This is a genomic window from Hoeflea ulvae, from assembly GCF_026619435.1.
Lineage (GTDB): Bacteria > Pseudomonadota > Alphaproteobacteria > Rhizobiales > Rhizobiaceae > Hoeflea > Hoeflea ulvae.
This window is the reverse complement of sequence record NZ_JAOVZQ010000001.1, coordinates 4,244,095-4,268,987: the sequence shown is the minus strand read 5'-3', so window position 1 is coordinate 4,268,987 and position 24,893 is coordinate 4,244,095. Positions and strand designations below refer to the sequence as shown.

General features: G+C 62.3%; 24 protein-coding genes and 2 pseudogenes. 15 read left to right on the top strand and 11 right to left on the bottom strand.

The features are described from left to right. Position 1 precedes the first annotated feature (1 nt). From OEG82_RS20350 to OEG82_RS20330, 5 genes are all read left to right on the top strand, one after another. A complete protein-coding gene (locus OEG82_RS20350) occupies positions 2-454 on the top strand; it encodes a MaoC family dehydratase (RefSeq protein ID WP_267614178.1) in 453 nt (150 codons plus the stop codon). Beyond that, positions 454-762, top strand: a complete 309-nt coding sequence (locus OEG82_RS20345) for a UxaA family hydrolase (RefSeq protein WP_267614177.1) — start codon at positions 454-456, stop codon at positions 760-762. The genes OEG82_RS20350 and OEG82_RS20345 overlap by 1 nt, the downstream gene beginning before the upstream one ends. After that, a complete protein-coding gene (locus tag OEG82_RS20340) occupies positions 759-1,958 on the top strand; it encodes a UxaA family hydrolase (RefSeq protein WP_267614176.1) in 1,200 nt (399 codons plus the stop codon). Before OEG82_RS20345 ends, OEG82_RS20340 begins: the two co-directional genes overlap by 4 nt. 23 nt (positions 1,959-1,981) lie before the next feature. After that, positions 1,982-2,719 carry an SDR family oxidoreductase gene (locus tag OEG82_RS20335; protein ID WP_267614175.1) on the top strand — a complete coding sequence of 246 codons (738 nt, stop codon included), beginning with the start codon at positions 1,982-1,984 and terminating at the stop codon, positions 2,717-2,719. A gap of 180 nt (positions 2,720-2,899) precedes the next feature. Continuing rightward, entirely contained in the window at positions 2,900-3,739 is an 840-nt protein-coding gene (locus OEG82_RS20330) for a fumarylacetoacetate hydrolase family protein (protein ID WP_267614174.1), read from the top strand. A gap of 52 nt (positions 3,740-3,791) precedes the next feature. Here OEG82_RS20330 and OEG82_RS20325 read toward each other — a convergent pair whose 3' ends face one another. From OEG82_RS20325 to OEG82_RS20285, 9 genes are all read right to left on the bottom strand, one after another. Beyond that, on the bottom strand, positions 3,792-4,931 hold the full coding sequence (locus OEG82_RS20325; RefSeq protein WP_267614173.1) for a CaiB/BaiF CoA transferase family protein: 1,140 nt from the start codon (positions 4,929-4,931) through the stop codon (positions 3,792-3,794). Continuing rightward, a complete protein-coding gene (locus OEG82_RS20320) occupies positions 4,928-6,076 on the bottom strand; it encodes an extracellular solute-binding protein (protein WP_267614172.1) in 1,149 nt (382 codons plus the stop codon). The genes OEG82_RS20325 and OEG82_RS20320 overlap by 4 nt, the downstream gene beginning before the upstream one ends. A gap of 78 nt (positions 6,077-6,154) precedes the next feature. Beyond that, positions 6,155-6,955: an IclR family transcriptional regulator gene (locus OEG82_RS20315; protein ID WP_267614171.1), complete on the bottom strand. Its 801-nt coding sequence runs from the start codon at positions 6,953-6,955 to the stop codon at positions 6,155-6,157. A 101-nt stretch (positions 6,956-7,056) separates the two neighbouring features. Next, positions 7,057-8,166 (bottom strand): lactonase family protein, encoded by a 1,110-nt coding sequence (locus OEG82_RS20310; protein ID WP_267614170.1) that lies wholly within the window; start codon positions 8,164-8,166, stop codon positions 7,057-7,059. A 2-nt stretch (positions 8,167-8,168) separates the two neighbouring features. Then, complete coding sequence (locus OEG82_RS20305; RefSeq protein WP_267614169.1) at positions 8,169-9,137, bottom strand: ABC transporter permease; 969 nt, start codon at positions 9,135-9,137, stop codon at positions 8,169-8,171. Then, positions 9,134-10,135 (bottom strand): ABC transporter permease, encoded by a 1,002-nt coding sequence (locus OEG82_RS20300; RefSeq protein WP_267614168.1) that lies wholly within the window; start codon positions 10,133-10,135, stop codon positions 9,134-9,136. The genes OEG82_RS20305 and OEG82_RS20300 overlap by 4 nt, the downstream gene beginning before the upstream one ends. Next, positions 10,132-10,872 (bottom strand): ATP-binding cassette domain-containing protein, encoded by a 741-nt coding sequence (locus tag OEG82_RS20295; RefSeq protein ID WP_267614167.1) that lies wholly within the window; start codon positions 10,870-10,872, stop codon positions 10,132-10,134. Before OEG82_RS20295 ends, OEG82_RS20300 begins: the two co-directional genes overlap by 4 nt. Next, positions 10,869-11,615 (bottom strand): ATP-binding cassette domain-containing protein, encoded by a 747-nt coding sequence (locus OEG82_RS20290; RefSeq protein WP_267614166.1) that lies wholly within the window; start codon positions 11,613-11,615, stop codon positions 10,869-10,871. The genes OEG82_RS20295 and OEG82_RS20290 overlap by 4 nt, the downstream gene beginning before the upstream one ends. A 55-nt stretch (positions 11,616-11,670) precedes the next feature. Next, entirely contained in the window at positions 11,671-12,840 is a 1,170-nt protein-coding gene (locus OEG82_RS20285; RefSeq protein ID WP_267614165.1) for a substrate-binding domain-containing protein, read from the bottom strand. Between the two features lie 375 nt (positions 12,841-13,215). Here OEG82_RS20285 and ytfQ point away from each other — a divergent pair, with 375 nt between their 5' ends. The 5 genes and pseudogenes from ytfQ (at position 13,216) to OEG82_RS20260 (ending at position 18,555) form a co-directional block, all read left to right on the top strand. Beyond that, entirely contained in the window at positions 13,216-14,178 is a 963-nt protein-coding gene (gene ytfQ, locus OEG82_RS20280) for a galactofuranose ABC transporter, galactofuranose-binding protein YtfQ (protein WP_324288967.1), read from the top strand. A 114-nt stretch (positions 14,179-14,292) separates the two neighbouring features. After that, positions 14,293-15,822 carry a sugar ABC transporter ATP-binding protein gene (locus tag OEG82_RS20275; RefSeq protein WP_267614164.1) on the top strand — a complete coding sequence of 510 codons (1,530 nt, stop codon included), beginning with the start codon at positions 14,293-14,295 and terminating at the stop codon, positions 15,820-15,822. Continuing rightward, positions 15,819-16,847 (top strand): ABC transporter permease, encoded by a 1,029-nt coding sequence (locus tag OEG82_RS20270; protein WP_267614163.1) that lies wholly within the window; start codon positions 15,819-15,821, stop codon positions 16,845-16,847. Before OEG82_RS20275 ends, OEG82_RS20270 begins: the two co-directional genes overlap by 4 nt. After that, positions 16,844-17,788, top strand: a pseudogene (yjfF, locus tag OEG82_RS20265) (galactofuranose ABC transporter, permease protein YjfF); the annotation flags it as partial. The gene OEG82_RS20270 and the pseudogene yjfF, both read left to right, overlap by 4 nt. Before the next feature lie 47 nt (positions 17,789-17,835). Then, positions 17,836-18,555 (top strand): FadR/GntR family transcriptional regulator, encoded by a 720-nt coding sequence (locus tag OEG82_RS20260; protein WP_267614162.1) that lies wholly within the window; start codon positions 17,836-17,838, stop codon positions 18,553-18,555. A 29-nt stretch (positions 18,556-18,584) separates the two neighbouring features. On the opposite strand, the gene OEG82_RS20255 is transcribed toward OEG82_RS20260, so the two are convergent. Beyond that, positions 18,585-19,481: a sugar kinase gene (locus tag OEG82_RS20255; RefSeq protein WP_267614161.1), complete on the bottom strand. Its 897-nt coding sequence runs from the start codon at positions 19,479-19,481 to the stop codon at positions 18,585-18,587. Continuing rightward, positions 19,478-20,182 carry a GntR family transcriptional regulator gene (locus OEG82_RS20250; protein WP_267614160.1) on the bottom strand — a complete coding sequence of 235 codons (705 nt, stop codon included), beginning with the start codon at positions 20,180-20,182 and terminating at the stop codon, positions 19,478-19,480. Before OEG82_RS20250 ends, OEG82_RS20255 begins: the two co-directional genes overlap by 4 nt. Before the next feature lie 101 nt (positions 20,183-20,283). Here OEG82_RS20250 and uxaC point away from each other — a divergent pair. The 5 genes and pseudogenes from uxaC to OEG82_RS20225 all read left to right on the top strand — a co-directional run bounded on the left by uxaC (position 20,284) and on the right by OEG82_RS20225 (position 24,893). Then, positions 20,284-21,685, top strand: a pseudogene (gene uxaC, locus OEG82_RS20245) (glucuronate isomerase). Positions 21,686-21,711: 26 nt separating this feature from the next. Continuing rightward, the gene (locus OEG82_RS20240) at positions 21,712-22,692 is read left to right on the top strand and encodes a TRAP transporter substrate-binding protein (RefSeq protein WP_267614159.1); all 981 of its coding nucleotides are present in this window, start codon (positions 21,712-21,714) and stop codon (positions 22,690-22,692) included. A gap of 60 nt (positions 22,693-22,752) precedes the next feature. Continuing rightward, positions 22,753-23,274, top strand: coding sequence for a TRAP transporter small permease (locus tag OEG82_RS20235; protein ID WP_425497603.1), 522 nt, complete (start codon positions 22,753-22,755; stop codon positions 23,272-23,274). 4 nt (positions 23,275-23,278) lie between these two features. After that, the gene (locus OEG82_RS20230; RefSeq protein WP_267614158.1) at positions 23,279-24,559 is read left to right on the top strand and encodes a TRAP transporter large permease; all 1,281 of its coding nucleotides are present in this window, start codon (positions 23,279-23,281) and stop codon (positions 24,557-24,559) included. A gap of 7 nt (positions 24,560-24,566) precedes the next feature. Next, positions 24,567-24,893 (top strand): cupin domain-containing protein, encoded by a 327-nt coding sequence (locus OEG82_RS20225; RefSeq protein ID WP_267614157.1) that lies wholly within the window; start codon positions 24,567-24,569, stop codon positions 24,891-24,893.

The window sequence follows — 24,893 nt, the reverse complement described above, 5'->3', positions numbered from 1 at the left end:
CATGCATACCGAAAAGACCTATTACGAAGACTACCAGCTTGGCGCCACCCGCGAGACCGTGGGGCGGACCATGACCGAAACCGATTTCGTGGTCCATGCCGGCCATACCGGTGATTTCTTTCCGCATCATCTAGATGCCGAATTCTGCAAGACGCTGCCGTTCGGCCAGCGCATTGCACATGGCACGATGGTGTTTTCCATCGGCATCGGGCTCACCGCCAGCGTTATCAATCCGGTGGCCTTCTCCTATGGCTATGACCGGCTGCGCTTCATCCGGCCGGTGTTCATCGGCGACACGATCCACACCCGGGTGACGATCTCGGAGAAAAAGCCGGATCCGAAACGGCCCGGGCAGGGACAGGTGATCGAACGCTGCGAGATCATCAACCAGAAGGGCGAGACGGTTCTGGCGACCGATCATATCCTGCTGGTCGAGATGAAGGACGCCGGATGATGAATGCGTTTTTGCGCCTGCATGCAGACGACAATGTGCTAGTGGCCCTGAAGACGGTGGAAGCGGGCACCTCGATCTCTGTGGACGGCCACGACCTGGTGCTGGCCGAGACCATTGCGCGCGCCCACAAGGTGGCCGCCAGAGCGATTGCCTCCGGCGATGTCATCGTCAAATACGGCATGCCGATCGGCCGCGCCACCGCCGACATCGCGGCCGGTCGGCATGTGCATGTCCACAATATCCGCAGCGACTACACGCCGACCTATTCGCTGCGCGACAATGACGGCGTGGAAAGGGAAGCATCATGAGCGGCATCATCGGCTACCAGCGCAAGGACGGCCGCAAGGGCATCCGCAACACCATCGTCGTGGCCTATCTGGTCGAATGCGCGCATTTCGTCGCCTCGGAAATCGCCCAGGATTTCCGCGATCACGATGTCCAGGTCATCGGCTTTCCCGGCTGTTTCCCCAATGAATATGCCCAGGTGATGATGGAGCGACTGTGCACGCATCCGAATGTGGCCGGCGCGCTGCTGATTTCGCTGGGCTGCGAGAGCTTCAACAAGCCACGGCTGCACAATGCCATCGAGGCCTCCGGCCGGCCGGTCAGGACGCTGGTGATCCAGATGAACAAGGGTACGGCCAAGTCCATTGCCACCGGGCGCGAATGGGTGAGGGAGGCGCTGGACAAGGTTGCCGACGTGCCGCGCGTTCCGATGGCGATCAGCGAACTGGTGGTCGGCACCATCTGCGGCGGCTCGGACGGCACCAGCGGCATCAGCGGCAATCCGGCCGCCGGCAAGGCGTTCGACCTGCTGGTGGCGCAAGGGGCGGCCTGCATTTTCGAGGAGACCGGCGAACTGATCGGCTGCGAGGAGGTGATGGCCGCGCGGGCCGAAACGCCGGAACTGGCCGATGAGCTGCGCGCTGCCGTGGCCAAGGCGGCGCATTATTACGACACGCTCGGCTATGGCAGTTTCGCTGCCGGCAATGCCACCGGCGGGCTCTCGACAATCGAGGAGAAATCGCTCGGCGCCTATGTGAAATCCGGCGATTCGCCGATCTCGGGGCTGATCAAACCCGGCGATGTGCCGCCGCGTGGCGGGCTTTATCTTATGGATGTTGTTCCCGACGGCGAGGTGCGCTTCGGCTTTCCCAATATTTCCGACAATGCCGAGATCGTCGAGATGATCGCCAGCGGCGCGCATCTGACCCTGTTTGTCACCGGGCGCGGGTCGGTGGTCGGATCGGCAATCTCGCCGGTGATCAAGATCTGCGCCAATCCCGACACCTGGAGCGCCATGAGTGACGACATGGATGTCAATGCCGGCGCCATCATTGAAGGCCTGGCCAGCCTTGATCAGGTCGGTCGCGAGATTTATGACACTGTGGTCAATGTGGCTGCGGGCGCGCCGACAAAATCGGAAGCCCTGGGACACCGGGAATTCATTCTGACCTATAAATCATTTGACCCCATCGGGCCTGCCTGCCTTCCGGCCGCGTAGATCCGTTTTTCTTGGAGACTGAAATGCAGAGATTGAAGGGCAAGACCGTTCTTGCAACAGCAAGTGCCCAGGGCATCGGCAAGGCCACGGCGTTGCGCATGGCCCAGGAAGGCGCCCGGGTCATCGCCACCGACATCAACGACAAGGTGCTGGCCGGATTGGATGGCGAGACCGGAATCGAAACCCGCCGTCTCGACGTGACCGACAAGGTCGCAATCGCAGCCCTGGTGGCGGATATCGGCCAGATCGATGTGCTGTTCAACTGCGCGGGCTTCGTCCATGCCGGCTCGATCCTTGATGCCACCGAGGAGGAATGGGATTTCGCCTTCGATCTCAACGTCAAGTCGATGTTCCACATGATCCGCGCCGTGCTGCCGGGCATGCGGGCTGCCGGCGGCGGCTCGATCGTCAACATGTCGTCGGTGGCGGGCGCCGTCACCGGGCCGCCCAACCGCTTCACCTACAGCGCCACCAAGGCAGCTGTCGCCGGGCTGACCAAATCGGTCGCGGCCGATTTCATCAAGGAAGGCATCCGCTGCAACGCGATCTGCCCTGGCACTGTCGAAAGCCCGTCACTGGAAGACCGGATGCGGGCCATGGGCGACTATGAAACCGCCCGCAAGGCGTTTCTGGACCGCCAGCCGATGGGCCGCCTGGGCAAACCCGAAGAGATTGCAGCACTCGCAACCTATCTGGCCAGCGACGAGGCAGGCTTTACCACCGGCCAGTTGCATGTGATCGATGGCGGGTGGACCACCTGACAATCCGGTATCGGATTTTTACAGGTCAAGGTTGATTTCCGGACCTGCAATAAGTCACAGAATGTGTATTTTGCTCGCAGGGCCGGCGTTCGGACCATGCTTGCAAACGCGGGCAACGTCATCATGGAGGAGCTGCTGTCAGAAGCGTCAGCAGGGTCCGTGTTTAAACAGGAGAATGGTATGAAATTCGTGCGTTTTGGTGAAGCGGGTCAGGAAAAGCCCGGTGTTCTGGACACAAACGGCAATATCCGGGATCTTTCCGGCAAGGTTTCGGACCTGTCGGGCGCGGTCCTGACCGATCTTGATGCGCTCAAGTCGGTCGATATCGAAAGCCTGCCGCTGGTCTCGGGCTCTCCGCGCCTGGGCCCTTGCGTTGCCGGAACCAGCAAGTTCGTCTGCATCGGCCTGAACTATTCCGACCACGCTGCCGAAACCGGTGCGCAGGTGCCGCCGGAGCCGATCATCTTCATGAAGGCCAACAGCGCCATTTGCGGTCCAAATGATCCGATCATCGTGCCGCGCGGCTCGGAAAAGACCGACTGGGAGGTCGAACTCGGCGTGGTCATCGGCAAGCCGGCGAAATATGTCTCGGAAGCCGATGCGCTCAACCATGTTGCCGGCTATTGCGTCATCAACGACGTCTCCGAGCGGGCCTTTCAGGCTGAACGCGCCGGGCAGTGGACCAAGGGCAAGTCCTGCGACAATTTCGGCCAGACCGGCCCCTGGCTGGTCACCCCGGACGAGGTCGCCGATCCGCAAGCCCTCGGCATGTGGCTGGATGTCAACGGCAAGCGCATGCAGGACGGCTCGTCCAAAACCATGGTCTATGGCGTCGCCCATCTGATCAGCTATCTGAGCCAGTTCTTCACCCTGCATCCGGGCGACATCATCTCCACCGGGACGCCTCCCGGCGTCGGCCTCGGCATGAAGCCGCCGCAGTTTCTCAAGGCCGGCGATGTTGTCGAACTTGGCATCGAAGGTCTTGGCGCGCAGCGTCAGGACGTGGTCGCAGACATCTGACCGGATTCGGGGTTTTGGGGACGCGGCGCGCTTGAACAGCGCGCCGGCATCTTCAGCTCCAGCCGCTTTTCAGCAATGCATTGGCGGTGCCCAGCCGGGGCGCCGCCAGTTCCGATTTTGGCCTGGCGCCGTCAATCCGCATCGGAATGGCGGTTGTGTGCAACGGGCCGTCCTTGAGCGCCACCGATTGCAGCATGTCGAGTTGCTGCAGCACGCCGGAGGCCAGCGTCTCGTCCCAGCTCAGCACCGGTGCGGCCCAGAAATCCTGCGCCATGGCAATGTCCATCCAGTGCCCGGTCGGGTGTCGGGCCAGCGCCGTGCCGAGGGCTGCGGACACGGCATCCCGGTCGCGAAATGCATCGAGCCCGGCAAGCGGCGTCTCTACGCCGAAATGGGTCCACAGCTCGCCAAGATCATTCATGCCCAGCGCAATGTGGCCGTCGGCGGTGCGATAGACGCCATAGGGCGCCGCCAGATAGGCATGGGCGGGGTTCTCGCGTTGCCGCTCGGGCAGGCGGCCGCCGTCGTTGAGATGGGTGGTCAGCAGTTCGAACTGCAGATCGGTGATGGCTTCCAGCAGGCTGGTTTCGACCAGCCCGCCCTTGCCGGTGCGTTCGCGGCGAAACAGCAGCGCCAGCAGACCTTGTGCCAGTGCCGCGCCCGCGAGCATGTCGGCCACCGGCAGGCCTATGGCGACCGGGCCGTCATCGGCGCCGCCGCTGAGCCACATCACGCCGGAGCGGGCCTGGGTGAGCAGGTCCTGGCCGGGCAGGGCATTCCAGGCGGTGTCCGCGCCGTAGCCGCTGATCGAGCCATAGATGATTTTCGGGTTGAGCGCTTTGACCGCCTCATAGCCGAAACCCAGCCTTTCGATGACGCCGGGTCGGAAATTCTGGATGACGATGTCCGCGCCGGCGACGAGATCCTGCAGCCGGGCCCGGTCGGTATCGGCCTTGAGGTTGATTTCGAGCGAGCGCTTGCCGCGGTTGATGGCGTGGAAAATGGTGCTTTCGCCCTCGACGGAGACATTCGAGACATAGAGATAACGCGACAGGTCGCCCTTGCCGGCGCGCTCCACCTTGACCACATCGGCGCCCAGATCGGCCAGCCGCAGCGAGGCGTAAGGCCCGGCGAGAAACTGGCTGAAATCGAGGACGCGCACGCCTTCGAGCGGCAGATCCGACATGGTCATGACTGGTCTCCATTGGCGAAGCTGGCGCGAAACCGTTCGTTCAGCTGGGCAACAGCCCGATCCGGCTCAATCCGGCCGCGCAGCGCTTCGGCGACAATTTCGGAGCCTTCTTCCTGAAATTGCATGTAGCCGTCATGGCGCGGCCGCAGCCAGGCGGTTTCATGGGTCAGCCGGGTGTTGAAATAGGCGTCCAGCGTTGCGGCGTTGACGGCGGGATCACTCCAGGCGAGCGCATTGCCCGGCTGGCCATTGGCCTCGACATACAACCCGCGCTGACACGCGGCACCGGCCACCCAGAGGGCGAATTCGGTGCACAATTCCGGGTGTACGGTTTTAGCCGAGATCGCCATGCCGGTGCCGCCGAGCGCCGAGCCCAGCGGTCCGTTGCGGCCAAGCACCGGCATGTCGGTGAAATGGATCCGGTGCTTGCGGTAGCCCTCATTGGCGTAGCCCTTGTAGAGATAGACCAGCGGCGCCAGGTGGTAGCGGTCCGAAGAGGACAGCTCGTCGAGCACGGCGATCGGGTCCATCTTGTAAAAAGCTTCGTCCATGTGGCGCGAGACGGCGCGGAGTTGCTCGAGCGCGTGACGGCCGGTTTCCGGGTCGATTAGATCGCCGAAGCTGGTGGCGCAGGGGCGGCCGATATTGGCGGTGAGCGTGTAGAAATTCATCAGCACATGCGGCGAGCGCAAGGGCCAGATGACATGGCCGTGCTCGGCCTTGCGGATCACCTCGGCCCAGCTATTCACGCGCGGCGACAGGTCGGCCCGGTGCGCCTGCACCTGGGTGGCCGCATCGATCGGCAGGGCCCATTGATGCCCGTGCAGGAAATAGCTCTGAAAGCTGCGCCCCACCGACTGGTTGGCCAGTTCCGCGAGGGCATTTTCGCTTGCATGGGTTTCGAGCGGCAGCAGGCAGCCGCGGTCCGCCACCGAGCCGACATGGGGATGGTCGATAACCATCAGATCATATTGCGCGGCAAGCTCCTCGACCGGCGTGGTCTCAAAGCCCTGCAGCGAGCGTTTGTCCCATTCGATGGACACGCCGGGATGCAATTTGCCGAATTCACGGGCTGCCGCCACCACCGGATCATACCCGCGCGGGTCCGACCAGGTCATCCCCTTCAACACTACCAAATCAGCCATTCGGACCTCCACAGAACCGAAGCCAACCTAGCCGAAATATTTCATCTGCGAAAGTAGATTTTATATATTGTTTGTCGGTCAGGCCCCGGTAAAGGCATTGCCACCCAGCAAAGCGGTGACTTCCTGGCCGGCTTCCACCAGCCTTGCGCGGGTCTCTTCGCGCGACACGAAATGGGGCGTCCGCAGGCGGGTGATGAAGGGGATGGTCAGCGCGGCGATGATGGCGCCGGAATAGTCCCGCAAGGGGACCGAGATGTTGAAAACCCCCTCGATCACCGCCGAGCGGCTTTCGCAATAGCCGCGCTCCTCGAAGGTCCGGACATTTTCGAGGAAGGACTGGAGGATGTCCGGCTCGCCATTCTTGGCGCGCTGCAGGAATTTCTTGCTCTCGCTCTGGCTCAGCGCGCCAAACAGAACCGCGCCCGACGCGGTCTGCAGCATCGGCACGCGCGCGCCGAGCCGCACGCTGGTGACATTGTTTCCGGGCGCGTCAACCTGGGCGATAATCAGGATGTCGTCGCCATGCTGGATCGCCAGATGGATCGACTGGTTCACCTCAAGCGCCAGCTTGCGCATGGTTTCGATGGCGACCGAGGACAGGCGCCGGATCGGCGGATGCCGGTGGGCGATCTCGAACAGCTTGGTGGTCAGGGCATAGCGTTCCGTCGACGGCTCGAAGGAGACATAACCCCGCTCGGTCAGCACCGCCAGCATGCGGAAGATCTCGCTGATCGAGCGGTCCAGCGCCTTGGCGATATCGCTCTTGCGCATGCCGTCGGCATCGGAGGCCAGCAGCTCCAGAATGTCGAGCCCCTTGGACAGAGCGGGTGCGGTGTATTTGCCGCTCTTCACGTCATCTGATTCCGGTGTGTCGTTCATGCGATCCTCGTCCGGTCAAACCCAGCCATCGCTTTGCCCGAAATCGGGTGGCTTTGCAAATTGGCGGATCTCGGCCGACAGGGAGGGGAACGCTGCTCATGTCATGATTTCGCGGGCAGGAAGCCGACACAGGTCGGCGTGCCGATGTCGAGGTGGAAATCCAGCGGCTGCAGCGCGTCGTCCCGGCTGATGGCAAGGAAACTGACCCGGTCGCTGTCCTGATTGGCGATCGCCATGACCTCGCCGTCGGGCGAACAGGCAAAGTGCCGTGGCGTCTTGCCGCCGCTGGCCACGTTTTCGATCAGCCGCGGCATGCCTGTCTTGGCATCGATGGCGATCCGGCTGATCGAATCATGGCCGCGATTGGCGACATAAAGATGCTGGCCTGACGGGGCGAGGGCGATTTCCGAGGTGTGGTTGAGGAGCGAACAGTCCGCGGGGATGGTGCTGCATCGGCCGATGATCTCCAGCATGCCGGTCTCGAGATCCACCTTCAGGCTGGTGACCGAGGAATCCAGTTCGCCACAGACATGAACAAAGGCGCCGCCATGCGAGAATGCGAGGTGGCGCGGGCCGGTGCGGGGCTCGAGCGCAATGGTGTGCGCCAGGGCAATCATGCCGTCTTGATCGTCAAAGCGATAGACCATCAGCGCGTCGGCGCCCAGGTCAGAGACGATGACATGCCGGTTGTCGGCCGTTGTCAGCGCCGCATGGGGATGCGAACGGCCCTGGCGCGGCAATTGCGGGCCGGTGCCGGTCTGGCGGGCGCTGGCCGCAATCTCGCCGACGCCGGTTTCAGCATCGACGGCGACAATTGCCAGCGCCTGGTCGCGGCCGCCGAGATCCTCGTCCCAGCCATGATTGGTGACCAGAACGAAGCGGCCGGTCCGGTCGAGACTGAGATGGGCGGTGATGGAGCCGGCCGAGGACTGGCGCTTGAGCTGCGTGATGGTCCGGCGGTCCGGCGACAGCGCGAAACCGGTGACCGCCCCTTCGGGCCACAGGGGCATTTCGCAGCTTGCGTAAAGCCGGTCTCCGGACGAACTGGCAATCACGAAGGTGGGGTTCTCGATCTCTGCGAACCGCGACAGCAGGTCGGCTGATCCATGCTCCGGATCAATCCGGAAGATCGAGATCCCCGGTGAATCCGACGTGGCGAAATAGCCGGTGGGATGATTGCAGCCGCTGACGAAAAGATCGGTGATGGTCATGGTCAAATATCCTGTGCCACTGTGCGTTCCCGGCCATAAAGGCTGACCAGGACCAGAATGCCAAGTCCGAGGCCCGCCTGCACGGCGGACGGGTTGAAGCCCAGGCCGATCAGCAATGTGTTGACCTCGATCAGCACTGCCGCGCCGATGGCCGTGCCGACATAGGAGCCGCTGCCGCCAACCAGCGCGGTGCCGCCAATCACCACGGCGGCGATGGTCTGGAACAGATAGGGCTCGCCGACACCGGCATAGGCCGAGCCGGAAAAGCCGAGCAGCAGGATGCCGGCGAGGGCCGCAAAGAAGCCGCTGATGGCAAAGGTCACCGTCCAGGTGAAGACCGGGCGGATCAGCGCGTAGCGCGCCGCACTCGGATTGCTGCCCAGCGCATAGAGCTGGCGGCCGAATGTGGTGCGCCTGAGCACCAGCACCACCAGCGCAATCAGCACGAACACGGCGGGAACCAGTCCGGGAAACGGCAGCGGGCCAAGTGTGCCGCCGATGGAGACGAAGTCGGAGATGAATTGCGGCGCGCTGCCCGAGGGGAAGCCGCCGGTCCACTCCTGCACGGCGCCCAGCGCGACGGTGCCGACGCCAAGCGTGACAATCAGCGGATGAACGCCGAGGCCGGCGGAAATCAGCCCGTTCAGCGCGCCGATGCCCATTGCCAGCAGCGAGACGATGACGAAGACCAGCGCGAAATCCATGCCGTCGCCGTAGAGCTGGGCGGCGACGACATTGGCGACGCCGACAACAAAGGGGATCGAAAGGTCGATGCCGCCAAGGATGATGACCAGCGTCTGGCCGACGGAGGCGACGGCGAGCAGCGCACTGAGCACCAGCATGGATCGTAGGGTGAAGATCGATCCGTAACCGTCGATCAGGGCGATGCCGGTGAGATGGAGGATCACCACCATCAGCAGCGCGCCGTAGAGCCGGTTGCGTTTGAATGCGGTCGTGACAGCCTGCATCATGACCGGTCTCCTTTGGGAAACAGCCACTGTTCGATCTGCGTGGCCGATACGGCGATCACCAGAATGGTGCCGTAGGCCATCTGCAGGATGAAGGTGGAGACGTTGAAATAGACCAGCAGGCTCTGCAGCAGGAAGATCGCCGCGGCCCCGGTGACGGCGTGAAGCGGTCCGCCGCGCCCCCCGGCCAGGCTGATGCCGCCAAGCGCCACCGCCGAAATTGCCAGCAGGGTGTAATTGGCACCGATATTGGGGTCTGCCGAGCCGATCAGGGCGGTCAGCGACAGGGCGGCAAAACCGGCAAAGACGCCGCCGAGCACATAGGCGAGAAACCGCACCAGCGTGACATTGACGCCGGCGGTGTAGGCTGCGCGATCGTCGCTGCCGCAGGCCATCAGCAGCGCGATATAGGGTATTCGCGTCAGGCCGAACCAGATGAGGCCGATGCCGGCGAGCGGCAGCACCGACCAGCCGCCCGAGAGCGTTCTGAGCCAGTCGGGGATGGTGCCGCTGGGGGAAGGAACGAGGGTCGTGGTCAGGCCGCCAAGGATAAGGAAGGTGCCCAATGTGGCAACGATGGGCTGGATGCGCATGATGGTGACGAGAAAGCCGTTGAAGGCCCCGAAGGCAGCACCAATGGTGACACTGGCGGCGATAACCGGCACCGGTCCGGTCAGCCCCGCCTGGCCCATGACAAAGACCACGATGATGACATTGATGAAGCCCATCAGCGGTCCGATGGAAATGTCGAGCCCGCCGCGGCCCGACAGGATCGAGGGGCTTGAGGCGAGGGCCGCGCCGATCAGCGGTGCCGCCAGCCCAATCACCGTGCCCCAGGCCGACGGCATGAAGCGTTGCGGGTTGAACCAGATATTGAGGATCAGCAGGACGATGAGAATGGTGCCGCCAAAGCCGATGCGGGCGAGCAGGCTGCGCAGGGACAGCATCCGGCTATGACCTGTTGCATTCTCTTGCGGCAAGCTGTTGGTCGATGCGGTCATGCGGCCTCTCCGAACATGCCCGCAAGAACGCGCGCATTGGTCTTGTCATTGCCCGACAGTTCCACCGAAATATCCTGATCGCGGAAGACGATGACCCGGTCAGCCAGGTTGATGGCTTCCTCGATCTCGGTGGAGACGATCACCAGGGTCATGCCCTTGGCGGCGAGGTCGCGAAACAGCTGGTAGAGCATGGTTCGGGTTGCCACATCGACGCCGCGGGTCGGATCATTGAGCAGCAGCACCCGCGGCTCACTGGCCAGAAGCCGGGCCACGAGTACCTTTTGCTGGTTGCCGCCCGACAGCGAGGTGATCGGATTGCGCGGATTGTCGGCGACGATGCCGAGCAGTTGCTGGTAGTGGGCGAAGCGTTCGTTGCGCTGCTTCTGGCTGATCAGCCCGAAGAATGAATCGCGTGCAGACGAGCTGATTGCGAAATTGTCGAGGATCGACTGGCTTGGAAAAATGCCGTTCTCGCGCCGGTCGCGGGGCAGGAAGGCAACGCCGAGCCTGTGGGCATGGCGGCCGCCGCGGAGCTTTTCGGCCCCCTTGGCGCCGGGCGTGAAAACGCCGCCGGAGGCCGGTCTGTTCCAGCCTGCCAATGTTTCGAGAAAGCGTTCCTGGCCTTGGCCGTCGAGTCCCGCCAGGCAGATGATCTGTCCGGCCGGGAAATCGAGTGTCACCGGTGTGGCGCCGGGACTGTGCACCAGATCAGCGGTTGCGAGCGAGGTCTGGTTCATTGCGCGGCGGCCTTTTCGACGAGACCGCGTGCGGGTGGCGCCATTTTTGCCAGCAGATCGGCGGCGGTGAAGCTGCCGCGGGAAAACGAGCCGGCATGCATGCCGCTGCGCAGGATCGACACATCGTCGGACAGGCGCATGACTTCCTCCATGCGATGCGAAATGAAGATCACCAGTTTGCCCTCTGCGGCCATGCGCTCCATCACCGCGAACACGGCTTCGCGGTCACCATGGTCGAGCGCGGCGGTGGCCTCGTCGAGGATGAGGATTTTCGGGTTGCGGGCCAGCGCGCGGGCGATCACCACGATTTGCTGGGCGGCAAGCGGCAATTTGCCGGCCTCCAGATCGAGCGGCAGTTGGCGCGCGCCCAGCGTGTCGAGCACGCTCTCGATCAGCGCTGTGCGTTCAGCCTTGCTGGCGCGGTGGCGGAAGGGGCCGTCGAGGCCAAGAATAATGTTGTCGGCGACGCTCCGGTCGGGTGCAATCAGCACTTCCTGAAACACGGTGGCGAAGCCGAGATCGAGCAGGTCACGCAGGCGGCCCAGCGGCAAAGGCTGTCCGTCGAGCCGGATCGACCCGCTGTCGGGGGTGACAATGCCGGAGAGGATCTTGACCAGCGTGCTTTTGCCCGAGCCGTTTTCACCCAGAACGCAATGAACAGTGCCGGGTTTGAAGTCGATCGAAACATCGCGCAGCGCGACGGTTTCGCCATAGGACTTGGAGAGGGCTTCAACTTTGATCATGACCGGAATTCCCAAAGCCCGGCCCGGCTTGCGCCGGACCGGGGTATTGATGGCGTCAGTTGCAAGCCTTGGGAGACTTTGCGTAATCCCAGCCGGGAACCGGAGCAGGGTTGTTGAAATACCCGTCCATTTGATCGGCCGGCAGCGGGTCGGTGGCCGGAACCGGGAACACCGAGACGGCATCCGGTGTCATGCAGCTCTCATACATGCCGGCCAGATCAGATCCTGAAATCACCGGAAGCGGCACCATCAGGGTGTTGAGCTTGGGCGCCTGGCCCTGCAGCACGCGGACGGCTGCGCGGAACAGGGTCTGCGCGGTCATGTGCGGCAGCACGCCATGGCCTTCGAAGCGGTAGGTGTCCTTGTTCTCGTTCCAGTAGCCCAGCGCGTCGCCGGTGATCGAGCCGGTGATCAGCGGCGCATCGCGGCCGGCCTGCTTGAAGGCTTCGGCAACGGTGCGCGATTCCGAGCCGGTGGTCCAGACCGCATCGATCTGGCCGGGATAGGTGGCCAACGCCTGCAGGAGCACGCTCTTGGTGACATTGGCGGTCCAGTTGCCGTTGACGGTGCGGGCCACCTTGATGCCGGGATGCTCGGCCAGGGCCGCGTCCGCGCCGGCTTTTTCCTGCAGCACGATCGGGTGACCGGCAAGGCCTTCGACCATCATGATGGTGGCGTCTTCGCCGACCGTTCCGGCGATGGCTTTGATCATGTCATAGCCCCAGCGGTAGTAATTGGAATCGACATTGATCGCATAGGGGCTTGTCACCGCGCCGGCGGCGGTGATGAAGGGAATGCCCGCATCATAGGCGGCCTTGATGGCGTCGTTGAGCGCCGTCGACGAGCTGACGATGGAGGTGATGACGGTGCATTTGCGGTCGATGAAGGTGCGGATCTGGTTGATCTGCTGGCCGACATCACCGTTGGAATCTGAAATCTCGAAGGTGGCATTGATGCCGGCCTCGGACAGGCCCTCGACCAGGCGCTTCAATTCATTGGTGACGGTCACGCGCCAGGGATTGCCCTGGTAGGATTCCGAATGGCACCATTTCCAGTCGCCGTCTGCCACCTTGAAATCATCATAGGCGGAGGGAAACATTTCCGAGGATGCGCCGAGATAAAGCCCGGACAATTCGCCCGGCAAATCCTTGTAAAGCGCCTCGTCGGCAAAGGCAGTGCTGCTCGCAAGCAGCAGTGCCGGCACAATATACTTGATCTTGGACATGGTTCTTCTCCCGGTTGATATGGCGCCCTCCTGCCGCCGGCGACGGTGACAGGGATTAGATTGAGGATGATGTGAATTCGGGTGCGCGGCGCGGGCACGGGCCGCGTCTTGATGCCGGAACTCCTCCCTTTTCCGGCACGTAAGCTTTCGTATATGATAATTATTTTCATATGCAATTCAATTTGGCAAGACCAGATGTGACCCTTGTGCCCCGCTAATCGAATTTTTTCGCGCGTGTATCGAGATGCCTGCCGTCATCCCCGGCATAGGGGTGTTGCGTGCAGGATGCGATAAGGCACGGTCGGCGTGTTTACTTAAATAATATAGTATGATTTTATTGCCGCCGGGCAGGAGCCCTTTTTTCGGGAGGAAGTTATGAAATCTACCAAAGCCATGTTTGGAGCGGGTGTTCTCGCGTCCATGCTCATCATGTCGTCCAGCGCCCTGGCGCAGACTGTCGGATTCTCGCAGATCGGATCCGAATCCGGTTGGCGTGCGGCGGAAACCACGCTGACGCTTCAGCAGGCCAAGGATCGCGGTATCGATCTGAAATTTGCCGATGCGCAGCAGAAGCAGGAAAACCAGATCAAGGCGCTGAAGTCGTTCATCGCCCAGGGCGTCGACGCCATCCTGATCGCACCGGTTGTCGCAACCGGTTGGGATTCCGTGCTGGAAGAAGCCAAGGAAGCCGAAATTCCGGTCATCCTGCTCGACCGCATGGTGGATTCGTCGGATGATCTGTATCTGACTGCCGTCGGGTCCGACCTGGTGCATGAGGGCAGCGTCGCCGGCCAGTGGCTGGTCGACACGCTTGCAGGCAAGGACTGCAACGTCGTCGAATTGCAGGGCACCACCGGCTCTTCACCGGCAATTGACCGCAAGAACGGGTTCGAGCAGGCGATTGCCGGCCATGACAACGTCAAGCTGATCCGCAGCCAGACCGGCGACTTTACCCGCACCAAGGGTAAAGAAGTCATGGAAAGCTTCCTCAAGGCCGAAGATAGCGGCAAGAACATCTGTGCGCTCTACGCGCATAATGATGACATGGCCGTCGGCGCCATCCAGGCAATCAAGGAAGCCGGTCTGAAGCCAGGCGAAGACATCCTGGTTGTTTCAATCGACGCCGTGCCGGACATTTTCCAGGCCATGGCAGCGGGTGAAGCCAATGCAACGGTGGAACTGACCCCGAACATGGCAGGTCCGGCCTTCGATGCGCTGGAAGCCTATATGAAGGACGGCACCATGCCGCCGAAATTTATCCAGACCGAGTCCAAGCTCTACACCATGAAAGACGACCCCATGGCTGTCTACGAGCAGAAGAAAGATCTCGGCTACTGAGATCCGGCAAAGGGCGGCCGGGGAATGCTCCGGCCGCCATTCTTGCCGGGGAGCTGATGTGCCATGATCTGCGCACAGAGGGATGATGAGACTTCAACTGTTCGGGAGGCCCAGATGCGGCAGAGCGACGCCAGTCCACCGCTGCTTCGCGCCCGGGGTGTACGCAAGATATTTCCAGGCACCATTGCGCTTGATGGCGTGGATTTTGCGCTTCAGGCCGGGGAAGTGCACGCGCTTCTGGGGGAAAATGGTGCCGGCAAGTCCACCCTGATCAAATGCCTGACCGGCGCCTATCGGCGCGATGGCGGCGAAATTCTGCTCGAGGGGACGGAAATCGATCCCAAGGGCACGATTGACGCCCAGGCCTACGGCATCGGCACGGTTTACCAGGAGGTCAATCTGCTGGCCAATCTGACGGTGGCGGAAAACCTGTCGCTCGGCCACCAGCCGACCCGGTTCGGCATGATCTCCACGCGCGCCATGAACATGCGGGCCCGCGAGATCCTGGCGCAATATGACCTGCAGATCGATGTGACGCGCAATCTGGGCAGCTATTCGGTCGCCGTGCAGCAGGTCATCGCCATTGCCCGCGCGGTCATGTTGTCGGGCAAGGTGCTTATTCTCGACGAGCCGACGGCAAGCCTCGACGCCCATGAAGTCCGGATGCTGTTTGACGTGGTCCGCTCGCTCAAGCAGCGCAGTCTCGGCATTGTCTTCATCTCGCATTTTCTCGACCAGATCTTCGAGATCTCCGACCGGATCACCGTGCTGCGCAATGGCCAGCTGGTCGGGACCGAAACCACCAGCGAGATCGACCGGGTCCATCTGGTCAATCTCATGCTGGGCCGGGAACTGGAGCAGGAAGTCCGGCCGCAGGGAAAGACCCACATGGCGGCCGGCGCGCCGCGGCTGAGTTTCACCGGCTTTGGCCGCAAGGGCAGCATCGAGCCGTTTGATCTTTCCATTCATGCCGGCGAAGTGGTCGGTGTTGCCGGTCTGCTGGGTTCAGGCCGCACCGAGACCGCCGAAGTGCTGTTTGGCGTGGCCCATCATGACAGCGGCGAGGCGAGGGGCGCTGACGGGACGGCGCTGCATCTGAATTCGCCCCGTGACGCGATCGCAGCCGGCTTCGGCTTCTGCCCCGAAGACCGCAAGACCGACGGGGTGATCGCCGATCTGAGCGTGCGTGAGAACATTGCGCTGGCCCTGCAGGCGCGGATTGGCTGGATGCGCCGCATTCCCGACCGCGAGCAGAAGGCCATGGCCAATGACTATATCCGCAAGCTCGACATCCGCACCTCCGACGCGGAAAAACCCGTCGGCCTGCTGTCGGGCGGCAACCAGCAGAAGGTGATGCTGGCGCGGTGGCTGGTGACCAATCCCTCCTTTCTCATTCTCGACGAGCCGACCCGGGGCATCGATGTCGGCGCCCATGCCGAGATCATCCGCCTGATCGAAGGGCTGTGCGTCGAAGGCATGTCGTTGCTGGTGATCTCGTCCGAACTCGATGAGCTTGTCGCCTACAGCCATCGGGTCATCGTCGTGCGTGACCGGCACCATGTCGCCGAACTGGTCGGCGGCGAGATCACCACCGACAATATGGTCCGCGCCATCGCCGCGCCTGAAAAGGAGATCGTCACGTGACCGGGCTTGCCCCTTTTCTGCGCAGGATCCTGCCGCAACTGATCACGCTGGCCGTCATCGTCGGGCTGATTTCCTTCGTCTATCCCGGCTTCTTCGAGATCTCGATTGCCAATGGCCGGCTTTATGGCAGCCCGATCGACATCCTCAATCGTGGCGCCCCGGTGGCGCTGCTTGCCATCGGCATGACCCTGGTGATCGCCACGCGCGGCATCGATCTCTCGGTCGGCGCGGTGATGGCCATTTGCGGCGCCATGGCCGCCTGGGGAATCACCGAAGGCTATGGCCTGGCGGCCACCCTGGCGATGGCGCTGGCTGCGGGTCTTTTGTGCGGGTTGTGGAACGGCATTCTGGTGGCGGTGCTGGGCATTCAGCCGATTGTCGCGACGCTGATCCTGATGGTGGCGGGACGCGGCATCGCGCAGCTGATCACCGAGGGCGCCATCCTGACCTTCAACGACGAAGGGCTGATCTTCTTCGGTTCCGGATCGCTGTTCACCATCCCCACGCCGGTGATCATCGGCGTGCTGGCCGGCGCGCTGGTGACGCTGATCGTGCGGCGCTCGGCGCTGGGCATGCTGATCGAGGCGATCGGGATCAATCTGCGCGCCAGCACATTGGCCGGGGTCAATACCCGCGTTCTGCTGATCGCGGTCTACATGACCTCGGGCCTGTGTGCCGCGCTGGCCGGGATCATCGCCGCAGCCGATATTCGCGGCGCCGATGCCAACAATGCCGGATTGTGGCTGGAACTCGATGCGATCCTGGCGGTGGTCGTGGGTGGCACGTCGCTGCTTGGCGGCCGGTTCTCGCTGATTGCCTCGCTGATCGGCGCGCTGATCATTCAATCCATCAATACCGGCATTCTGCTGTCGGGGTTTCCGCCCGAGTTCAACCTGATCATCAAGGCGGTCATCATCCTGATCATTCTGGTTCTGCAATCTCCGACGATGCGAACTGTGCTGGTGTTTTTCAGCCGTGAACCGGCTGTCGCGGCCGAGCCCGAGAAAGAAACGGTGGTCCCATGAACGCGCGCTTTCTGCCCCTGCTTGCCACGCTGGCGATCTTTCTGGTGGCCTATGCGATCTGCTACGCACAATATCCGGCAATGCTGTCGACGCGGGTGATCGGCAATCTGCTGACCGACAATGCCTTTTTGGGCATCGTTGCGGTCGGCATGACCTTCGTCATCATTTCGGGCGGCATCGATCTGTCGGTCGGATCGGTGATCGCATTCTCGGGCGTGTTCATTGCCGTGATCCTGCGCGACACCGGCCTACACCCGCTGGCCGTCTTCGCGCTCCTGCTGATGCTGACGACCCTGTTTGGCGCGGCCATGGGAGCGATCATCCATTTTCTGGAAATGCCGCCCTTCATCGTCACCCTGGCCGGGATGTTCCTGGCCCGCGGCATGGCCTATGTGCTGTCGATCGATGCGGTGCCGATCACGCATGAGTATTACGACTACCTGCAACGCCTGTATTGGCTGATGCCCGGCAAGGGCCGGCTGACGCTGATCGGCGGGCTGATGCTCTTGGTGTTTGCCGGCGGCATGGTTCTGGCGCACCGCACCCGCTTCGGCATGAATGTCTATGCGATCGGCGGCGGCGCCCACACCGCCGGGCTGATGGGGGTGTCGCTGGGGCGCACCACGATCGCGATTTATGCGCTTTCGGGACTGCTGGCAGGTTTGGCGGGGATCGTGTTTTCCATCTACACATCCGCGGGCTATTCGCTGGCGACGGTTGGCGTCGAGCTTGATGCGATTGCCGCGGTCGTCATCGGCGGGACATTGCTGACCGGAGGCAGCGGATTTGTCGCGGGCTCATTGATTGGCGTTCTGATCATGGGTCTTATACAGACCTACATCATCTTCGACGGAACGCTGTCGAGTTGGTGGACCAAAATTCTGATCGGCATGTTGCTTTTCGCATTTATTGTATTGCAGAAGGGCCTTGTCTGGACAACGGGCAAGAGACGCGCAGCCGGGGGTAGAACCGGCCAAGGAGAACACGGTTGCTCACTTCCACATTTTCCGGACGCGCAAGTCGCAGCCAGCACTCCTTTGTCGTCAACGAGCTTGGCAAGGAGATCGTCCTGGGAACCTATGCCTGTGGAACCCTGCTGCCCAAGGACAACGAGCTGGAGGAACGTTTCGGGGTCTCCCGCACGGTGCTGCGCGAGGCGATGAAGACACTCACGGCCAAGGGCATGATTGTGCCCAAGGCCCGCATCGGCACGCGGGTCACCAACCGCTCGCACTGGAACATGTTCGATGCCGATGTTCTGGTCTGGCACATCGAGACCGGCGTCGACGTGACCTTTCTCAGGCATCTCTCCGACATGCGGCACGCGATCGAGCCCTATGCCGCCCGGCTGGCTGCACAGCGGGCCAGCAAGGACGAGATCGCCGAGCTCTACAAATATGCCGACGAGATGAGCAACGCTGATTCCAACGAGAATTTCGCGCTCGCGGATCTGAAATTCCATCTCGCCTTGCATGGGGCGTCGGGCAATCCGTTCATGTTGTCGGTGGGCAATCTGATCGAGGCGGCGCTGGTGACCAGCTTCAAGATGAGCTCGCCCTATGGCGAGGCCGACCGGCATGTCGCCACTGCGAACCGGCACCGCCTGATCGTCGAGGCAATCGAGCGAAAGGACGCGGATGCGGCCTCCTCCGCCATGGAGCAGGTGATCAAGGAAGGTTTTGAAAGGCTGTCCAGCAAGCTGTCGTGATCCGGCAGGCTGACCTGCCGGACTGGTTCTCAGAGCTCGACCAGCGCACCTCGCCTGGTGATCACCCGGGCCGCCAGGGCCGAGCCCGCGGCAATCGCCGTCCCGAGATCGGTGCAGTCGAGATAGCTGGCCAGAAATGCGGCATTGAAGCTGTCGCCGGCAGCGGTCGAATCGACGACATTGTCGACCTTCGCCGGGGTGAAGCTGCCGGTCTGCCCGCGACAGAGCGACAGCACCTCGCCGCCGCCATTCTTGACCACAATCAGCGGCACGCCGGCGCCGGAATAGCGGCTGGCGGTGTCAGACGGTGTCGCATCGCCAAAGAAGGTCGCCTCGTCCTCGAATGAGGGAAGCAGGATGTCGCTGACGCCCGCGGCCGCCATCACCGTCTGCCGCATGGTCTCGGAGCTGTCCCACAGGCGCAATCGCAGGTTCGGGTCGAATGCGACGGTGGCGCCGTTGCGCCGGGCTGTGGCCAGCGCGTCAAACAGCGCCGTGCGGCTTTGCGGTGACAGGATCGCCAGGGTGATGCCCGAGAGGTAGATCAGGCTGGCACTGGCCAGTGCCGCGTCGAGCAAGCCGGTATCATTGGCCAGCCGGCGTGCCGCCGAATCCGAGCGCCAATAGGCAAAGCTGCGCTCGCCATTGTCGAGCTGGATGAGGTAGAGCCCGACGGTGCAGCCCGGCACTTTCCGGATGAACTCGGTCTCGATCCCGGCATCGGCGATGAAGCTGGCCATCCGTCCCGAAATGGCGTCGTCGCCGACCGCGGTGAGATAGGCGACATCCCAGTCCGGATTGAAGATCTTGCGCGCATACCAGGCGGTGTTGAGCGTGTCGCCGGCAAAGCCCAGGCTGTAGGTGCCGTCGGCCGTGGGCGCCATTTCGACCATGCATTCGCCTATCGACAGGAACCGGCGCGTCATGTGTCGGGCTCGTCGGCGAAATAGCGAAGATGGTCAGCCCTTATGCGCACGATCTGCTCCTTGATGCGTGAGAGGTGGATGCGCATGTGGTGCATCGCCTGGGTTTCGTCGCGGGCCCGGATGGCCTCCATCACCTTCAGATGGTCGTTGAACGCATCCTGGGAGGCGAAGGACAGGGACAGGAATCGCACCCGGTCCATATGCGCCTTGTTTTCGCGGATGATGTCCCAGGCAAAGCTCAGCCCGGCGCGTTCGCAGATTTCCTTGTGGAACTGGTCGTCAAAGCCGTGAAAGGCGACCGGATCATTGTCCTTGACCGCCTGGCGCTGCTTTTCAAGGATCACATCCAGGGCGGCGTGGTCGTCCTCGGTGAGAATCCGGCAGGCGGTGCGCACGGTTTCGGCTTCGATGGCGCTGCGCACAAAGCGCGCCTGCAGCACGCCGATCGAGGAAATCTGCGAAACCATGGTCGAGCGTTGTGGCCGGATCGACAGGAAACCGAGCTTCGACAGGCGGTAGAATGCATCCCGGACCGGCTGTCGTGACACGCCGAGCGCCTTGGCGACTTCCGCCTCCGACATCTTGGTTCCCGGCGGCAGTTCCAGCAGAAGGATCTGACTGTGCAATTCCTCAAATACGGTGTCGGCGACCGAGGGTCGGTTGAGTGGTTCAAGGGCCCGCAATGGGGACGATACGGACATACAAGCACTCCGTTGACTCGGTAAGAATACTAGCATATTACATTACTAGCATGATTGAAAGGCCTATCCGATTAGGCATCCTGGGGAGGAGAATTCCGGCAATGTTGCTCGCTGATAGATTGTTTCCTGTTGACCCGCAAACGCGGGGAATCGCGCGCGCACTCTACCAGACCGTTGCCGAATTGCCGATCATCAGCCCGCATGGCCACACCGATCCGCGCTGGTATGCCGAAAACGAGGCCTTTTCCGACCCGGCGCAATTGTTCGTCACCCCGGATCACTACGTCTTCCGGATGCTGCACTCGCAGGGCGTCAGTCTCGAAAGCCTTGGCGTTCCAAGGGCCGATGGCGGGCAAACCGAAACCGACGGACGCAACATCTGGCGGCTGCTGGCTGAGAATTATCACCTGTTTCGCGGCACGCCCTCGCGGATGTGGCTCGATCACGCATTTGAGGACCTGTTCGACCTCACCGAGCGCTTGTCGAAGGAGACGGCGGACCAGAGCTATGATCATATCGCCGAGTGTCTGGCAAAACCCGAATTCCGCCCGCGGGCCCTGTTCGAGCGTTTCAATATCGAGGTGATCGCCACCACCGAAAGCCCGCTTGACGATCTGCGCTGGCACCGGATGATCCGCGACAGCGACTGGACCGGTCGGGTGGTGACGGCCTACCGGCCCGACGCCGTGATTGATCCGGAATTTGCAGGATCTCGCCGACAATGTCGCGCAATTCGGCGCGCTGACGGGCGAAGACAGCTCGACCTGGGAGGGCTATCTTCAGGCTCACCGGATCCGCCGCGCCTATTTCAAGGAATTCGGCGCAACCTCATCGGATCATGGCCATCCGTCCGCCCGGACCGAAAATCTGGCGCCGGTCGAGGCGGCGGGGCTGTTTGTCAAGGCGCTCAAAGGGACCTGCACCGCCGAGGAGGCGGATGCCTTTCGCGGTCACATGCTCACCGAAATGGCGCGGATGAGCCTCGACGATGGGCTCGTGCTGCAGATCCACCCGGGCAGTTTCCGCAATCATTCGGATCCGATCATGTCAGCCTTCGGTCGCGACAAGGGCTTCGATATTCCCACCCGGACCGATTATGTGCGGGCGCTGAAGCCGCTGCTGGATGCGGTCGGGCTGGAGAAGGATCTCTCGATCATCGTGTTTACGCTCGACGAGACCAGCTATGCCCGCGAACTGGCGCCGCTCGCCGGCGCCTATCCGGCGCTGAAGCTCGGCCCGGCCTGGTGGTTCCATGACAGCCCCGAGGGCATGCGCCGTTTCCGCGAAATGACCACGGAGACCGCGGGGTTCTACAACACCGTCGGGTTCAATGACGACACCCGCGCCTTCTGTTCGATTCCGGCCCGTCACGACGTGGCCCGGCGGGTGGATTGCGCTTATCTCGCCACGCTGGTCGCCACGGGACGACTGGCCGAGGATGAGGCATTCGAGGTCGCTCACGACCTCGCATACCGGCTTGCCAAGCAAGCCTATCGGCTCTGAGAGCCATTTCTGGGAGGAAAATGAAGATGAGACTGATCAAAACGCTTACAGGCATGTTGCTGGCAACGGCCGCCATGGCAATGGCAGCCGGAGCCTGCGAAACCACGCTCAAGTCGTCCGACACGCATCCGGATGGCTATCCGACAGTTGAAGCCGTCAAGGCAATGTCGAAATCGCTCGAAGAGCGCACCGACGGCCGGCTCTGCATCGAGATATTCCACTCGGCCCAGCTGGGCGAGGAAAAGGACACCATCGAGCAGACCCAGTTCGGCGCGATCGACCTCAACCGGGTGAGCCTTGGACCCTTCAACAACATCATCGAAGAGACACAGATCCCGTCGCTGCCTTACATCTTCCGTTCGGTCGAGCACATGCACACGGTGATGGACGGCCCGATCGGCCAGGAAATCCTTGATGCCTTTGCCGAGCACGATCTGATCGGCCTGGGCTTCTACGATGGCGGATCGCGCAGCTTCTACAACAAGGAGAAGCCGATCAAGTCGATGGAAGACCTCAAGGGCATGAAGTTCCGTGTCATGCAGTCGGACATGTTTGTCGACATGGTCAGCGCCTTGGGCGCCAATGCGACGCCGCTGCCTTACGGCGAAGTCTATTCGTCGATCCAGACCGGCGTTATCGACGGTGCCGAAAACAACTGGCCGTCCTATGACACGTCGGGCCATTTCGAAGTGGCGAAATACTACACGCTCGACCAGCATCTGATCGTGCCGGAAGTCCTGGTGATGTCGAAGAAGTCCTGGGACAAGCTGAGCCCGGAAGACCAGGTCGCGGTCAAGGCTGCAGCCAGGGATTCCGTGCCCGTGATGCGCGAGCTCTGGGTCGCCCAGGAAAAGAAGTCCGAAGAAAAGGTCCGGGCTGCCGGCAGTGAAATCATTACCGACATCGACAAGACCCCGTTCATCGAAGCGATGAAGCCGGTGTACGAGAAATATGTCACGTCCGAAAAGCTCAAGGACATGGTCGCCCGCATTCAGGCAACCGAATAGTCTGACAGGCGGCCCGTGGGAGAAATCCCGCGGGCCGGTTTTTTTGGTGGAGGGGTGGTCGTGCAGGACCGGATGATAAGCGTGGCGCGGGTGACCAGCGTCATGGCAAGGGTGTCGCTCTGGGTGTCGGGAGCCGGTCTGGTGCTGATGACAGTCCTGATCGCCTGCCAGGTATTCTGGCGCTATGTGCTCAACGACAGTATTTCCTGGACCGAGCCGGGATCGGTGATGATCATGGGCTGGTTCATTTTCCTCGGGGCCGCTGTGGGCATCCGGGAAGGCTATCACTTGTCCTTCGACATCCTGCTGCACGTCGTGTCGCACAGGGTGAAGCTGATGCTGCATACCACCTCGGATATCGTGGTGATCGCCTTTGGCGCGGGCATGGTGGTCTATGGCACTCAGCTGGCGATCAACGCCGCGCCCAATGTGCTTCCGAGCCTCGGAATATCCGGGGCGTTTGATTTCATGCCCATCGTGGCCGGCGGCGTGCTGGTGGTCCTGTTCTCGATAGAACGGATCGCCCGGCGCATGGCCGGCATGCCAACCGCACGCTTCGGTGAAACCGAGATCGAGGATTGAGACGATGGAACTCTGGGTACTTTTCGGCACCTTCGTGGTGCTGCTGCTGATCGGCACGCCGGTCGCCTTTTGCCTCGGCGTGTCGAGCTTTGCCACGATCGCCTATCTCGGCCTGCCGCCGGTGGTGGTGTTCCAGCGGATGAATTCGGGTGTCTCGGTGTTCGCGCTGATGGCGATCCCGTTCTTCATCTTTGCCGGCGACCTGATGGTGCGCGGCGACATCGCCCGGCGGCTGGTTGCGCTGGCCGGCGCCCTGGTCGGCCATCTGCGCGGTGGCCTGGGCCAGGTCAATATTCTCGCCAGCGTCATGTTCGGAGGCGTCTCCGGCTCGGCTGCGGCCGATGCCAGTGCCGTCGGCGGGCTGATGGTGCCGCAGATGAAGGAGCGCGGCTATGATGTCGACTATGCCGTCAACATCACCGTGGTCGGCTCGATCATCGCGCTGATGATCCCGCCCTCGCACAACATGATCATCTATTCGATCTCGGCAGGCGGCAAGATCTCGATCGCCGACCTGTTCACCGCCGGCATCATTCCCGGCGCCGTGCTGGCATTGTCGCTGATGGTGGCTGCCTATTTCGTCGCCAAGAGCCGCGGCTACCCGACCGAACCGTTTCCCGGCGGCCGCGCCATGCTCGGGCTGCTTGCCAATGCGGTGCCCGGCCTGGTCCTGGTCGCGATCATCTTCGGCGGGGTGCGCTCGGGCATTTTCACCGCGTCGGAATCCTCCAACATCGCCGTGGTCTACGCGATGTTCGTCACCTTCTTTGTCTACCGATCGCTAAGCTGGGCCGATTTCGTCGCCGCCACCATGGCCGCGGTGCGCACCACGGCGATGGTGCTGATGGTGATCGGTTGCGCCGGGGCCTTCGGCTGGTTGCTGGCCTATACCCGGGTGCCGGCCTCGATGGTGATGATGCTCAAGGGCATTTCCGACAATCCGATCGTCATCCTGCTGCTGATGAACCTGGTGCTGCTGGTGCTGGGCACATTCATGGACATGTCGCCGCTGATCGTCATCACCACACCGATCTTCCTGCCCGTGGCGGTCGCCTTCGGCGTCGATCCGGTGCATTTCGGCGTTATCCTGGTGCTCAATCTGGGCATCGGCCTGTGCACGCCACCGGTGGGGGCGGTGCTGTTCGTCGGATGCGCGGTGGGCAAGATCCCGATCTGGCAGGCAATGCGCACGATCTGGCCGTTCTATGGCGCAGCATTCGCCACGCTGATGCTCGTCACCTATATCCCGCAGCTGTCCCTGTGGCTGCCTGCCCAGTTCCATTGAGGTTCCCATGATCAAGAAATTTCCAGAAGTGCCTGCCGATCCAGGCGTGACCCGGCAGGTGTTGAGCGACAGTCCGGAGCTGATGGTGGTGGCGTTCCGGTTCCAGACCGAAGGGGCGGAAGGCAAGCTGCACAATCATCCGCATGTGCAATCCACCTATGTCGAGTCCGGGCGCTTTTCCTTCACCGTGGCGGAGGAGACATTCGAGGTGGCCCGCGGCGACAGCTTCGTCATCCCGTCCAATGCCGTGCATGGCTGCAAGTGTCTGCAGCCCGGGACCCTGATCGACACATTCACGCCGCGCCGTGACGATTTTCTGACTTCCAACTCCTGA

Coding starts and splice junctions, on each gene's coding strand:
- OEG82_RS20275 (WP_267614164.1), top strand. CDS start 14,293: ATGCGGCAGAGCGACGCCAGTCCACCGCTGCTTCGCGCCCGGGGTGTA.
- OEG82_RS20295 (WP_267614167.1), bottom strand. CDS start 10,872: ATGAACCAGACCTCGCTCGCAACCGCTGATCTGGTGCACAGTCCCGGC.
- OEG82_RS20325 (WP_267614173.1), bottom strand. CDS start 4,931: ATGACCATGTCGGATCTGCCGCTCGAAGGCGTGCGCGTCCTCGATTTC.
- OEG82_RS20345 (WP_267614177.1), top strand. CDS start 454: ATGAATGCGTTTTTGCGCCTGCATGCAGACGACAATGTGCTAGTGGCC.
- OEG82_RS20225 (WP_267614157.1), top strand. CDS start 24,567: ATGATCAAGAAATTTCCAGAAGTGCCTGCCGATCCAGGCGTGACCCGG.
- OEG82_RS20255 (WP_267614161.1), bottom strand. CDS start 19,481: ATGACGCGCCGGTTCCTGTCGATAGGCGAATGCATGGTCGAAATGGCG.
- OEG82_RS20285 (WP_267614165.1), bottom strand. CDS start 12,840: ATGTCCAAGATCAAGTATATTGTGCCGGCACTGCTGCTTGCGAGCAGC.
- OEG82_RS20350 (WP_267614178.1), top strand. CDS start 2: ATGCATACCGAAAAGACCTATTACGAAGACTACCAGCTTGGCGCCACC.
- OEG82_RS20305 (WP_267614169.1), bottom strand. CDS start 9,137: ATGATGCAGGCTGTCACGACCGCATTCAAACGCAACCGGCTCTACGGC.
- OEG82_RS20300 (WP_267614168.1), bottom strand. CDS start 10,135: ATGACCGCATCGACCAACAGCTTGCCGCAAGAGAATGCAACAGGTCAT.
- OEG82_RS20230 (WP_267614158.1), top strand. CDS start 23,279: ATGGAACTCTGGGTACTTTTCGGCACCTTCGTGGTGCTGCTGCTGATC.
- OEG82_RS20330 (WP_267614174.1), top strand. CDS start 2,900: ATGAAATTCGTGCGTTTTGGTGAAGCGGGTCAGGAAAAGCCCGGTGTT.
- OEG82_RS20240 (WP_267614159.1), top strand. CDS start 21,712: ATGAGACTGATCAAAACGCTTACAGGCATGTTGCTGGCAACGGCCGCC.
- OEG82_RS20315 (WP_267614171.1), bottom strand. CDS start 6,955: ATGAACGACACACCGGAATCAGATGACGTGAAGAGCGGCAAATACACC.
- OEG82_RS20335 (WP_267614175.1), top strand. CDS start 1,982: ATGCAGAGATTGAAGGGCAAGACCGTTCTTGCAACAGCAAGTGCCCAG.
- OEG82_RS20320 (WP_267614172.1), bottom strand. CDS start 6,076: ATGGCTGATTTGGTAGTGTTGAAGGGGATGACCTGGTCGGACCCGCGC.
- OEG82_RS20290 (WP_267614166.1), bottom strand. CDS start 11,615: ATGATCAAAGTTGAAGCCCTCTCCAAGTCCTATGGCGAAACCGTCGCG.
- OEG82_RS20310 (WP_267614170.1), bottom strand. CDS start 8,166: ATGACCATCACCGATCTTTTCGTCAGCGGCTGCAATCATCCCACCGGC.
- OEG82_RS20340 (WP_267614176.1), top strand. CDS start 759: ATGAGCGGCATCATCGGCTACCAGCGCAAGGACGGCCGCAAGGGCATC.
- OEG82_RS20250 (WP_267614160.1), bottom strand. CDS start 20,182: ATGTCCGTATCGTCCCCATTGCGGGCCCTTGAACCACTCAACCGACCC.
- ytfQ (WP_324288967.1), top strand. CDS start 13,216: ATGAAATCTACCAAAGCCATGTTTGGAGCGGGTGTTCTCGCGTCCATG.